Below are 13108 nucleotides of genomic sequence, written 5' to 3'. Positions count from 1 at the left end.
TGGTATGGTCGTTTCGTGAGTGATGCCGGGCAACCCATGGCGCCGATTCTGATCGTCGACGACGATCGCTCGGTCACCGCCTCTCTGTCGCTGCTCCTCAAGCAGGCCGGCCTGCCGTCGCAGCTCGCCCACGGCCCGGCGGCAGCCCTCGAGGTCCTCGATCGGCAGCGCGTTTCGCTGGTCCTCCAGGACATGAACTTCTCGCGCCGGACGTCCGGCGAAGAGGGGCTCGAGCTGCTCGCCGAGATTCGGCGGCGAGCGCCCCGTGTGCCGGTGGTTCTGATCACCGCCTGGGGCTCGATCCAGCTCGCCGTCAAGGGCATCCAGGCGGGTGCTTCGGACTTCGTCACCAAGCCTTGGAACAACCAGCACCTGCTGCAGGTGGTGCGCACCGCCCTCTCCCTCGCGCAAGAGGAGGACCGTGCGGGCGAGAGCCGCGACGAGCTCGACGAAGCCTTCGATTTCAGCGACATCATCGGCGAGCACTCGGCCGTCGTGCGTTTGCTCAACCGGGTGGCGCGGGTCTGCACCACCGATGCTCCGGTGTTGATCCTCGGCGAGAGCGGCACCGGCAAGGAGCTGATCGCCGATGCCGTCCACCGCAACAGCCGGCGCAGCACCCAGGCCTTCGTCAAGGTCAACCTCGGGGGCATTCCGGCGTCGCTCTTCGAAAGCGAGATGTTCGGCCACGTGCGGGGTGCCTTCACCGATGCCAAGGGCGACCGCCAGGGCCGTTTCGAGCTCGCCGATGGCGGCACCATCTTCCTCGACGAGATCGGTGATCTCGAGAAATCGTCGCAGGTCAAGCTGCTGCGGGTGCTGCAGGATCGGACTTTTCAGAAGGTCGGTTCGTCGGCGACCGAGCAGACCGATGTGCGGGTCATCTCGGCCACTCATCGCGATCTCGCCGAAATGGTGCAGGCAGAGACCTTTCGCGAGGATCTCTTCTACCGCCTCAACCTGATCACCCTGCGAGTGCCCCCCTTGCGCGAGCGCCGTAGCGACATCGCGAAGATCGCCTACCACCATCTGCGGCGGGTGCGTGAGCTCTATGGCAGCGACGAGATCGTGATCGAGGACGGCGCCTATCGCTGGCTCCAGAGCCTGCCCTGGCCCGGGAATGTGCGCCAGCTCCGGCAGACCATCGAGCGGGCCGTGCTGATGTCCGGGCGCCGCCGCCTGCGGCGCGAAGACTTCGTCGACCCGGAGGTGGTTGAAGAGGTGGCGACGGCGAGGCCCGTCGGCGGCTGGGATCACCTCACCCTCGATCAGGTCGAGAAGCTGATGATCGAAAAGAGCCTGGAGCGGCACGACAACAACATCTCGCGGGCGGCGGCGGATCTCGGTCTCAGTCGGGCGGCCCTCTACCGGCGCCTCGAAAAGCACGGTCTGTCGGCCTGACCGATGCGCCTGCGCAGCAGCTACTTCGCCCACCTGGCGGTGATCCACCTGGTGATTCTGGTGATCACCGCCTGGAACTACTCGGCCCTCGGCCTGTGGTTCTTCGCCATCGAGGCGGCGGTGGTGATCTCCTGGGCCTTCGGCATTTGGTTGGCGCGGCGCTCGCTGCAGCCGCTGGAGTTCGTGCGCTCCTTTTCCGATCTGCTCCACGAGCGCGAGTTCGCGGTGCGTTTCTCGCCGGTGGGGCAGAAGGAGATGGATCAGCTCATCGCCCTCTACAACCGCATGCTGAGCACCCTCTACGAGGAACGCCAGCGGCTCGGCGAGCAGCGGGGCTTTCTCGAGCGCTTCGTCCACGCCTCCCCCTTGGGCGTGGTCATTCTGGACTATGACGGGCGCGTCGCGTTGGTCAACCCGAGCGCGGAACGCTTGCTCGAGGTCGATGGCGCGGAGTTGATGGGGCAGGAGCTGTCCCGCCTGCCCTCGGGCCTCGCCGGCGAGATGACGAAGCTGGCGGTGGGCGAACGGCGGCTGCTCACCTGGCGCAGCGTGCGGCGCCTGCGGCTCGAGAAAATGGCCTTCGTCGACCGCGGCTTTTCGCGCCAGTTCTTGGTGCTGGAGGAGCTCACCCGGGTGATCGACGATTCGGAACGAGCCGCCTACGAAAAGCTCATCCGCCTGATGTCCCACGAGGTCAACAACACGGTCGCCGCGACCAACTCACTGCTGCAGTCCTGCGCCACCTATGCGCCGCAGATCGGGGCCGCCGACCGTGACGACTATTCCAATGCTCTGCGGGTGGTGATCGAGCGCAACGAGAGCCTCAACCGCTTCATGAGTGACTTCGCCCAGGTGGTGAAGCTGCCCGAGCCGGATCTCCGGCCCTGTCGCCTCGAAGAGCTGGTGGCGGCTCTCGAGGTGATGTTCCGGGTGCCCTGCGAGGAGCGCTCCATTCGCTGGCTGCGCAGCGGCGCCGAGACCACTCCCGAGGTGGCCCTCGATCGCGAGCAGATCGAGCAGGTCCTGATCAACATCGTCAAGAACGCCATCGAAGCGATCGGCCGCGACGGCACCCTGGAGATCCATCTGCGGGTCGACCGTCAGCTCGTCGAGCTGCAGGTGTTCGACGATGGCTGTGGTCTCGACCCCGGAATCCAAAGCCAGCTCTTCAGCCCGTTCTTCAGCACCAAGGAGCAGGGCCAGGGCCTGGGGTTGACCCTCGCCAAGGAGGTGCTGCGCAAGCACGGCTTCGAGTTCGGCCTCGAGCCGGCGCAGGACGGCCGCACCCGTTTCCTGATGCGGGTACCGCGCGGTCGCTAGCAGGTTGCTGAAAAACTCGTCGGCAACCTGCGACCGGGCCCGAGTGGGCCCGGCGGCGGCAAGGCCGCCGCTTCCCGACCAAGCCTCGACATCTCCTGACTCGAAGCCGTCGGCGAAGATCCGGTCGCAGCCCGGCGAGCTGCCACCGAGATCGTCGAGGACGGTCTCGAGGTGGTCTCGCATGACGGCGGCGCCGGGCCATGGGCTGCCTGGGATGGCGGGATCCGGACACAGGGTCGTCACCATTTGGCGGTAGAGATCGGTGAAGGCGGCCTGGGCTCCGACGCCGTCGACGACGTTGCCCTCGAGCTGCAGATACTCGCCCTCGATGTGGCTGGCGAAGGTGGAGCCGTAGGTGGCGTTGGCGCGCAGCAGGATTCGACCGCTGGGGGTATCGGGCTCGCTGTCGGGCCACTGCGCCAGGGTCAGGAAGAGGGGGAAGCCCGCCGGTGCGTCGCCGATCTCGACGCCGTAGACCATGTTGCCGAGGTATTCGCAGTTGTCCTCGTCGCTGTCGCTGTAAAAGGCCATGTTGTTCTGCTCGAAGTCGCGGCGATCGTGGATGTAGTTGCGCTCGATGACGTTGGTGCCGTGGCGCTGGAAGCCCGAAACGTAGATGTCTCCGTTGACCAGGTAGCCGCGACCTTTGCAGGTGTTGACCAGGGCGTTACCGACGACGCGATTGTCGCGGTTGTAGACGAACTGCATGGCCTCTCGGGATCCGGCTCCGAGGTCTCCGTAGTCGGCCACGAAGTCGGCCACCGAGGTTGGGATGTCCTGGTAGTGGAACTCGCGCACGGTGCTGACGGCGGGTCCCTCCGCTTCGCCGTGGGAGAGCATGGCGAGCTGCCGTGGCGCGGTCAGGACAATGGCGCTGAAGTCGGTTTCTTCGATGTAGTTGGAGGCGATCAGATTGTTCGAGCTCTGATCGATCACGATCGCCGGAGCGGTCCATTTCTCGCGCCCGGTGTAGGAGATGTGATTGCGGCGGATGGTGTTGTTGCGGTGCACGTCGCCGCGGCTCGGGGCGCGGCCCGAAAACACGATCGCCTCGCGTCCGAGGTGGCGGAAGGTGTTGTCGGCGATGACGATGTTCTGGGCGTAGCGGTCGAGGCGCAGGCCGGTGCTGCCGCTCTTCTCGAAGGTGCAGCGACGCACGGAGCTGTTGCGGGCATTGCGCAAGCGCAGCAAGGCGGTGGCCTGGTCGACGACCGCCCAGTCGTGCTGCACGGTGGCGTCCTGCGCTTGCATGACGTAGAAGTCACCGCCGGTGAAGGTGATGCCTTCGAAGTGCAGGTTCTCGACCGCAGCGGTGATCGCGGCGTTGCCGTCGACGGTGCCTTCGTCGACTCTGACGAGCTCGACCAGCCGCGGCACGGCGAGGTCGTCGGTGCCGCTGCGTGGCCAGAGATAGAGGTAGCCGTCGAGGCTCGCCCACTCGCCGGGCTCGGTGATGCCTTCGAGGCTGTTGAGCACCCAATTGCGGTTCGGAATGTCCTCTTCGGAAGTGTCCCGGCGCATTTCGTAGAGGGCCGGAATGGTGGTGAAGATGCGTCGCTGGGCGGGGTTGACGGAAGCGATCGGCAGGATCTCCTGGGTCCAGGCGTGCTGCGATTGGCGCAGGTCGTACTGGCGGGCTCGCGCCCAGTTCGGTGCCGCGAAGGTGCTCGGATAGCGCAGGTTCGACTTATTGGCCTGGAAGGCCGGGTCGTCCCAGGTGCACTCGACGCAGAAGCCGGTCTCGGCGGCTGCGAAGGCAGCGGTCGCGGAGCGCGGCATCCAGCCTTCGCTGGCGTCGTGGAGGAAGCGAGGGTGGGCGACGCCGGCCGGCAAGGGAGCCCGTTGCGCCGGGCCGCTGAAAGGGGTCCAGCCGGTGACCGGCACGAGGGAGGTGAACACCGGGCGGGCCCCGGGCGCGGCGCGGTAGGTCACCGCCTGCTGGGTCGAGCCCGAATCGGCCGGGCCGAGGACCACCGTTTGGTCGAAGACATAGCGACCGCTGCGGAAGTTCACCACCACGTTTCCGCTGCCGTCGAGCACGCCTCGCACTCGCTCGACGGCGCCCCCGAAGGTGCGCAGCGGAAGGGCGGAAGTGCCGGGGTTGTCGTCGTCGCCGTTCGGGGCGACCCAGAAGGTCTCCTGGCCCCAGCCCGTGGCCGGCAGCAAGGCGAGCCCCAGGAAGGTCACGAGGCGGAGGACAGCGCAGGGTATGGAGTGGAGCTTGCGAGGCACGACCGTTTCCTTTCGAATGCAGATCCGTGGTGCTGATGAGCCGAAATGGCGAGTTGTCCGTGATGGGCTCGGAACCGCGGGGCGTTACTGGCACCTAGCGCAGGAATGTCGCTCGGCGACTCACCTGCATGCGGGGCCGGGGCTGTGCTCCTCGCGGCATCCACCCTGGAGCCTGGGCGTCCCTGGAGCCCGCTTGATAGGGTCTGAAGAACCGCCTTCCCTCCTTTCCAGATGCTTGGAGGCTTTTTGCAGACGATTGGAACCCATCCCTAGACCCCGACCCGGTGCTCGAGAGGCGTCGCGATGCGGAACACCCTCCGCGAGGCGCGACCCTCGGACCTCATCGTTGGATCAGGAAGACTGCCTGTCGTCGACCGGCCCAGGATTCGTGCGGCCTGTCGCCGCGGCAGGAAGAGAGGATGGAACCCCATGACAGAGCGACTCATCCGCCCGGCGGATGCGCAGGACATTCCGCAGATCAAGATCATCGCCGAGGCCACCGAGCTGTTCCCCTCGGAGATGCTCGAGCCGATGATGGCCGGTTACCTGGAGGGCTCGAAGGCGGACCTCTGGTTCGTCACCGAGCTGGCCCGTGAAGTGGCCGGCTTTGGCTTTTGTGAACCCGAGCGCATGACCTCCGGAACTTGGAACCTGTTGGCGATCGGCGTCTCGCCGCAGCGCCAGAGCGGTGGGATCGGCGCCGCGATGCTGGCCTATCTCGAGGACCGGCTGCGCCAGCGCCAAGCGCGCGTCTTGTTGGTCGAGACCATGGGCACGCCGGAGCTCGCCCGCACCCGGGCCTTCTATCGCCGCAACGGCTACGTCGAGGAGGCGCGAATCCGTGACTTCTACGAAGCCGGCGGCGACAAGGTCGTCTTCTGGAAGCACCTGTAGGAGGATCTCGGCAGGAGCAATTTTGAGGCGTCGGAGCGCGATAGGCTCCGACGCCATGACTCCGCAGCGGCTTGCCCTTCCCCGCGGACTGTTCGTCGTTCTGCTCCTCCTCCATGTGCTGCCCTTCGCGGTGCGGCCGGCGCTGATCGGAGGAGACGAGCCGCACTACGCCTTGATGGCCCACTCCCTCGCCGTCGATGGCGACTTCGACCTGCGGGACGACTACGATGAAGTGGCCGCGGGGGCCCGCTGGGCGGGTAAGAAACGGGCCGGACAAGAGCTCGACCGTCACCTCCTCGAAGTCGAGGATCGCGTCGTCTTCAGCCACCCTGTCGGGCTACCCTTGCTGGCCGCGCCGCTGCTGTGGGGCCAGCAGCTCCTCTCTCCCGGAGCCGCGCCCGACATCCTGCTGGGCATGCTGACCCTGACCCTGACCTGGGTGGCTCTCGTCGTCGCCTATCGCACCCTGTGGCGCTGGACCGACGATGCGCGGTTGGCGGCCATCGCGGTCTTCGGTGGCTACTTCTCGTCGCCGCTGTGGTTCTACAGCCGCACCTTCTTCACCGAGCCCTACACCTGGGCCTTCGCCGCCCTGGCGGTGGCCGCGACGGTGGCGAGGAGCTATTGGCTGGCCGCCGTGCTGCTCGCGGTGACCCTGGCGATGAAAGAGACCGGTCTTCTGTTGGTGGTGGCCGTGATCGGGGTCACCGTCTGGCGGCGCGGTCCGCGGGCGGCGGCTCGCCTGGCCTTGGGGCCGCTCGCCTTCGCGGTGTTCTTCGGGCTCAAGAACCTGCTGCTGGTGGGTGAGCCGTTCGCCACTTTTCAACCCTATCGGTTGGGCTCCCTGGCGGCGGGAGTGCAGGGTCTGCTAGTCGATGCCGAGCGGGGAGCCCTTTGGTTCGCGCCGCTGCTGGTGGTCGGCGCCCTGGTGGCGGTCGTCGCCTCGCGCCGCGGCCGCTCGCCGGAGTCCTTGTGGGCTGGCGGCGCGTTCTTGGCCTACTTCCTGGTCAGTGCCTGGTGGGTCGACTGGCGCGGTGGCAGCGGCTTCGGGCCGCGCTTGATCGTGCCGGGACTGGCCGCCCTGACGGTGCCGCTGACCGGATTTTCGGAGCAGGCCTTGAAGCGCGGAGGATTCTTCGCTGTGGCCCTCAAACTGCTTTTCATCGCCGGCTTCGCGGTGCAGTTCTGTGCCGCTGTCGAGCCGGTCCCGGCCTTCTGGTCGATCTCGGTCACCGACCTGCTGTCCGAACAGCCCTGGCGGCCCCTGCTCGGTGGCCTGGTGGGCTGGGGGCTGGTGCAGGCCCTTTGGCACCAGGTGGACTCGCGGCCTCCGGCCTGACGGCCGACTATTTTTCTCGGATCCATCGAGGATCGCGGTCGTTTCGACCCGAAGAGCGCCCTCGCCTCGGGATTGCCTGTGCTCTAAATATAGTAAGATTCGAATGAATCTATTCATCAAGCGCAGCCCAAGGGAGATGACCCATGCTCCACCCTACCGCCACGATTCTGCTCGCGGCCCTCGTCGGCTTGGCCTCGACCGGATGCCCTTCTCGGACGACGACCGGTGCGGATCTGCCGGCTGACGCTGACGACGGGGCCGGTGTCACGTTCCTCGATTTGACCGCGAACGAAGCTTCCGGGATCGACTACAGGCGCGTGCCGTCGGTGACCAATGCGGCCTACGAGCAGATCAAGACCGAGCCGCGCTACACCATGCCGCTGATCGTCGACACGCCGGAGAAGCCCCGTGGCTCGCCGGGAGTGGCGGTGCTCGACTTCGACGGTGACGGCGACCTCGACCTCTACGTGACCAACGGTCCCGGCGCCGCCAACAGTCTCTACGCCAGTCGACTCGAAGAGACCGGAACGCTGCGCTTCGAAGACGTCGCCGTGGCGGCGGGGGTTGCCGCCATCGAGCAGGATTCCACCGGCGTCTGCTTCGGAGATCTGGAGAACGATGGCGACCCGGACCTGGTCGTGCTCGGGCGTTCGGAGCCCAACCGGTTGTTCGAGAATCTCGGCGACGGCACCTTTCGGGACGCCACCGCCGAGAGTGGCGTGGGCGAAAGTGACTTCGGCCACACGGACTGCTCGGTGGGCGATGTGGACGGCGATGGCCTGCTCGATCTGGCGATCGCCAACTCCTACGACTGGAGCCGCCGGGTCGCCACCCTGGAGGAGCCCTGGGACCACAATCACCCGAATCAGCTCTTCCTGAATCAGGGCGGATTGCGGTTCCGGGATGTCAGCGCGAGCTCCGGCATTTTGGACCTCAATGGCTTCCAGCCGCCGCAGGACGGTGCCGCCACCGTCACCTGGGCTTTGGCCCTGGTGGACTACGACCAGGACGGCGATCTCGACCTGCTGCAGGCCGACGACCAGGGTGGCATTCCGCCCGAAAAAGCGAGCCGTGGATTGATCCAGGTCCTCAACAACGATGGCACTGGTCAGTTCACTGCGGTCACCGATCGAGTCGGCACGGACCTGCCGGGCACTTCCTGGATGGGCTTCGCCTTCGCCGACTTCAACTGCGACGGCCACATGGACTTCTTCGCCACCAATATGGGCGACTATGCCTTCTCGGCCATCGGCATGCCCTTCATCCGCGGGCAGCTCTCCTCGCGGGCTTTCTTCGGCACCCCTCGCGGTGCCTTCGAAGACGCCGGTCCCGGGGGACTCCGGGCAACGCCCTTCGGCTGGTCGGTGATGGCGCCGGACCTCGACAACGACGGCGATGCGGACGTGGTCTTCTTCGGTGGCCTGGACGGCGCCATGCACACCATCACCGCCGACAATCCCGGAGCCGTCCTCCTCAACCCGGGTTGCTCGGCCGACTTCGAGGCCGATCTCGAGGCTCTCGCCGTCGACCACACCCGGCGCAACGTCCATGGGGGCGCCACCGGTGATCTCAACCGGGACGGCTTTCCCGATCTGGTGACCGCCTCCTCCTTCCGAATTCCGGATGACGTTCCCCTTCAGCCCTATCCGGTCGACTACGACAGTCCCTTCGACGCCAGCGCTTGGTTCGTCGAGGCCTTTGCGCCGGAGGGACGGAGTGCCTTCACCTGGAATGGCCTCGACTTCCCGGACGGGCGTCTGGCGGTCGAGATCAACAACGGCAACGACAACCACTGGGTCGAAGTGCGGCTGCTGGGCATGGTTGGCGTATTGCCGGCGGGTCGGGTCAATCGCGATGGCGTCGGTGCCGTCATTCGGGTGACTCCGCAAGGGGGCCGGACCTCCTTGCGTCCGGTGACCGGTGGTTCGAGCTTCGCCTCCCAGAATGCTCCGGAGCAACTCTTTGGCTTGGGCCGGGCGGCGACCGCCACGGTCGAGGTGATGTGGCCCGGCGGAATCGTCAATCGCCTCCATGGAGTGCGAGCTGGCGAGCGCATCGTCTTTCCCGAGATTCCCTGCGATGCGAAGCTGGACGGAGCGCTGTACCGCTCTTGCCTGACCGAAACCGTGGAGCAGTTGCGGAGCCGGGACCTGCTCTCTCCGAGCCTCGCTGAGCGTTTCGTGGCGAGTGCCGACGACCTTGGTGGAGCCTCTGCTGCCAGCACTCAGGCGGCCGTCCCGAAGGGCTCCCGAAAAGAGACGGTAGAGCCGGCGCAGGAGGCATCGCCTCCTCACCCGGAGGAGGGGGCATGACGACGTCGCGCCGGGGGCGAGACTCCTCGCCGACGGTGGCCCGAAACGAGAACGAGACCCTCTCGAGGATGCTCGAGCGGCGAGCGCTTGCCCACCCGGAGCGCACCGCCATCCACGATGGCGAAACCGAGGTCACCTACCGCCGTCTGGTGGATCGTGCCGACGCCGTGGCGAGAGGACTTCTGGCTCAAGGGGTGGCGCCGGGCTCGCTGGTCGGAGTGTGCATGGGCCGATCCTGGGAGCTGGTGGCGGCCCTCGTCGGGATCTTGCGAGGGGGGAGCGCCTACGTGCCCTTGGACCCTGCCTATCCCCAGGAGCGGTTGCGGTACATGCTGCAGCACGCCGGCGCGGCCGCCGTCATCGTGGACGATGAGAAGGCGGTGGACTTTGGCTCGGCGGGGTCGCCAGCCCTGTGTTTCGAGGAGATCGGAGCGGACGGGGAGTCCGGGTTCGCCGGGCCCTCGGCGCAGGATCTGGCCTACGTTATCTACACCTCGGGCTCGACGGGGCGACCCAAGGGGGTGGCCGTCGAGCACCGCAGCGTGGTTGCGTTGAGCCAGGCCCTCGGCGAGCTGCTGGATGACGACGAGCTATCGGCGGTGGCGGCGACGACTTCGGTGTGCTTCGATCCGTCGGTCATGGAGATTCTGGGATCGTTGTCGCTGGGCGGTACGGTGGTGCTGGCGGAGAATCTCTTGCAGCTCCCGCAGCAGCCCGCGGCCCAGCGCGTCCGGACATGCATGACGGTGCCGTCGGCGATCCAAGCGTTGCTGGTGGCGGGGCCCATGCCGCCGCGTTTGAAGTGTCTCGTTCTGGGTGGCGAGGTGCTCAAGAAGTCGCTGGTCGAGCGGCTCCATGGGCTCGAATCCGGGCTGCGCATCCTCAACTTCTATGGGCCGACCGAAGACACGGTCTTTTCGACGGCGACGGAGGTCCCGGAGGACGTCGAGACGATCACCATCGGCAAGCCGGTGACGGGCTCCCGGTCCTACGTCCTCGACGAGTCCCTGAAGCCGGTGCCGGTCGGGGTGGCGGGAGAGCTGTACCTGGCCGGAAACCAGCTAGCGCGCGGCTACCTGCACGATGAGGAGCTCACCAGGGAGCGCTTCCTCGAGCCCCGCCCGAGCGTGGCGATTCCAGAGGAGCGCCTTTACAAGACGGGCGATCTGGCGCGCTGGCGGGCCGATGGCGCGCTCGATTTCCTGGGCCGAGTCGATCAACAGGTCAAGGTTCGGGGATTTCGGGTCGAGCTCGAAGAGATCGAATCGACCCTCGAGTCGATGCCCGGGGTGGACGGTGCCGCGGCGGCGCTGGTGGCGGGCGATGCTGGTCATGAGCGTCTGGCGGTGTACGCGGTGGGGCGGGCCGACGCGGTGGCGCCGGAAGCGGTGCGTGCCTATCTCGGCGAGCGCCTGCCGAAATACATGGTGCCGCAGGTCGTGGTGCGCCTCGAGGCGCTTCCTCGGCTGCCCAACGGCAAGCTCGACCGCCAAGGACTGCCGAGTTTGGAGCCGCCACCCCTTGCCCCCGCTCGCCGCCAGGTGGAGAAGGATTCCGAGCGGTCGGAGGACGAGCCTGCGGTGGCGGTTCTCAGAGCATTTCAGGGCGAGATCGCGACCCTGCTGGGACTGGGGGATGCCGAGCAGGTGCCGGCGGATCGGCCCCTCGAGGATCTCGGCGTCGACTCGCTGACGGCGGTGGAGCTGGGACGTCGGCTGGCGGTGATCACTGGCCGGTCGCTGCCGGCGTCGCTGGTCATCGAGGGCTCGACGGCGGCGGCGGCGGTCGAATTGGCCCTCGGCCCAAGGGCGGGAAGCGACGAAATACCCGACTCGAGCAGGGCGTTGAAGGATTCCTCCCTGGCGCGTTTTCAGGCCCAGCTTGCGACCAGCCATCCACCGTTTCTGGCGGCGAAGGCGGCCGCTTGGTCGACCAGCGACAAGAGCACCCTGGTGCGCGAGCTCAAAGAGCTGGCGCGCCGTTCCGGCGGCGACCCCGCGGGCAAGTTGCTCCGCACCGGCAGCGCCACCCGCGGCACCGTCGCCGTCGCCGCGACTCGAGAAGAGCGCGACGCCATCATCTGGACCACCAACCTCTACCTCGGCCTCAACAGAGATCCGGAGGTCATCGCGACCGCCGGCTCAGCCCTGGTGCAGCTCGGGACGGGCATGGGGACATCCGCCGCGGCCTCCGGAGTGACCGATCTCCACCTCGAGTTCGAGAGTGCTTTTGCGGCGACCGTCGGCAAGCCGGCCGCCTGCCTGTTTCCCACCGGCTACACCGCCAATCTGGGAGTGGTGGCAACGCTGCTCGGCGAGAACGATGTGGTGGTGATGGATCAGCTCTGTCATGCCTCGCTGGTCGATGGCGCTCGACTCTGTGGGGCGACGATTCGGACCTTTCAGCACAACAACCGGATAGATCTGGAAGCGGTCTTGCGCACCGAGGTGGCGCCGGACCGCACCGTTCTGGTGGTGATCGAAAGCGTCTACAGCATGGGCGAGGGGGCGGCACCGCTGGCGGACATCGTGCGAACGGCCAAGGAGCACGGTGCCCTGGTCTACGTGGACGAGGCCCACTCCTTCGGCTTCTACGGTCCGCGAGGTGCCGGCCTCTGCGCCGCTCGCGGGGTTACGGAGAAGGTCGACTTCATCATGACGACCCTCAGCAAAGCCCTCGGCAGCCTCGGCGGGGTGGTGGCCGCCAGCGCCGAGCACGTCGCCCTGCTGAAGTCGTCGTCGCGGGCCTACATCTTTCAGGCCTCGGTGAGCCCGGCGGATATCGCGGCCGCCCTCGCCGCCTTGCGTCGGCTGCGCGAGGAAGATGCGCTCCGCGAGCGGCTCTGGGATACGACCGGCTACATGCGGCGGCGTTTCTGCGACGCCGGCTACGACCTCGGCACCGGCGATGGTCCGATCGTCACGCCGCTTTTCGCCGACAAGGACAGGCTCTACGCGGTGGCTCGCGGTCTGTACGAGCGGGGCGTTCACACGGCGGCCGTGACCTACCCGATCGTGGAGAGCGGCCGCGGTCGTCTGCGGTTCATCTGCTCGGCGTTTCACACCCGCGAGGATGTCGACAGGACCCTCGAGGCTCTCCTCGACGCCGAGCGTGAGGTCGACCAGGCTTTGAAGGCCGAGTCCGGTGACAGTGGCCGTCCAGCGGCAGCGTCGAGCGATCCTCGGCGGGAACGAGCTCGTCTGGAGGAATGGGCCGAGAGATTCAGCGCCGAGTTGGAGGCGGACCTGGCGACGGCCACGGTGCGAGCCCCGAGCCTCGCCATCTCGCTCGGTGATGCCGGCGAAGGGGAGGCGATCTCGATCGGAATCGAGGCCGGCAAGGTCACCTTGGGAGCTGGTGGAGCCAGGGCGGGGGCGCCCTTCTGCTCGCTGCGCCTCACCAATCCTCAGGCCATCGCGGCCCTATGCTCGAGCGATGTCCAGGGGCTTCTCGAGAGCGTCTGCACCGGCTCCTGCGTTCTGGACGGCCACACCGAGCCCTTCATCTGGTTGATCGGAAGACTGGCCGCCGGGCAGCACGATGCCTGGACGGCGGGTGCTGCGGAGCCGGCCACCGTTGGCGTGGGCTGATTTTTCAGGCTTCCGCGCCG

Annotated in this window: 6 protein-coding genes and 1 pseudogene; 6 read left to right on the top strand and 1 reads right to left on the bottom strand. The window is 67.1% G+C overall.

The window, feature by feature from the left end; genetic code table 11:
* Positions 1–36 precede the first annotated feature (36 nt).
* Both AAF604_05280 and AAF604_05275 read left to right on the top strand, forming a co-directional pair.
* Entirely contained in the window at positions 37–1401 is a 1365-nt protein-coding gene (locus AAF604_05280) for a sigma-54 dependent transcriptional regulator (protein MEM7049046.1), read from the top strand.
* 3 nt (positions 1402–1404) lie between these two features.
* Positions 1405–2721, top strand: coding sequence for an ATP-binding protein (locus AAF604_05275; protein ID MEM7049045.1), 1317 nt, complete (start codon positions 1405–1407; stop codon positions 2719–2721).
* Positions 2722–3600: 879 nt separating this feature from the next.
* Here the strand turns inward: AAF604_05275 and AAF604_05270 are convergent.
* Positions 3601–4242: pseudogene (locus AAF604_05270) on the bottom strand (right-handed parallel beta-helix repeat-containing protein).
* Positions 4243–5382: 1140 nt separating this feature from the next.
* Between AAF604_05270 and AAF604_05265 the strand changes: the two are divergent.
* From AAF604_05265 to AAF604_05250, 4 genes are all read left to right on the top strand, one after another.
* Positions 5383–5847 carry an N-acetyltransferase gene (locus AAF604_05265; GenBank protein ID MEM7049044.1) on the top strand — a complete coding sequence of 155 codons (465 nt, stop codon included), beginning with the start codon at positions 5383–5385 and terminating at the stop codon, positions 5845–5847.
* 55 nt (positions 5848–5902) lie between these two features.
* Complete coding sequence (locus AAF604_05260) at positions 5903–7186, top strand: hypothetical protein (GenBank protein MEM7049043.1); 1284 nt, start codon at positions 5903–5905, stop codon at positions 7184–7186.
* Positions 7187–7329: 143 nt separating this feature from the next.
* Positions 7330–9498, top strand: a complete 2169-nt coding sequence (locus tag AAF604_05255) for a CRTAC1 family protein (GenBank protein MEM7049042.1) — start codon at positions 7330–7332, stop codon at positions 9496–9498.
* Positions 9495–13088, top strand: a complete 3594-nt coding sequence (locus AAF604_05250) for an amino acid adenylation domain-containing protein (protein MEM7049041.1) — start codon at positions 9495–9497, stop codon at positions 13086–13088. Before AAF604_05255 ends, AAF604_05250 begins: the two co-directional genes overlap by 4 nt.
* The last annotated feature ends 20 nt before the right edge of the window (positions 13089–13108 follow it).

The sequence above is a fragment of the Acidobacteriota bacterium genome, assembly GCA_039028635.1.
Classification (GTDB): domain Bacteria; phylum Acidobacteriota; class Thermoanaerobaculia; order Multivoradales; family JBCCEF01; genus JBCCEF01.
This window is presented reverse-complemented; position numbering and strand designations above follow the sequence as displayed.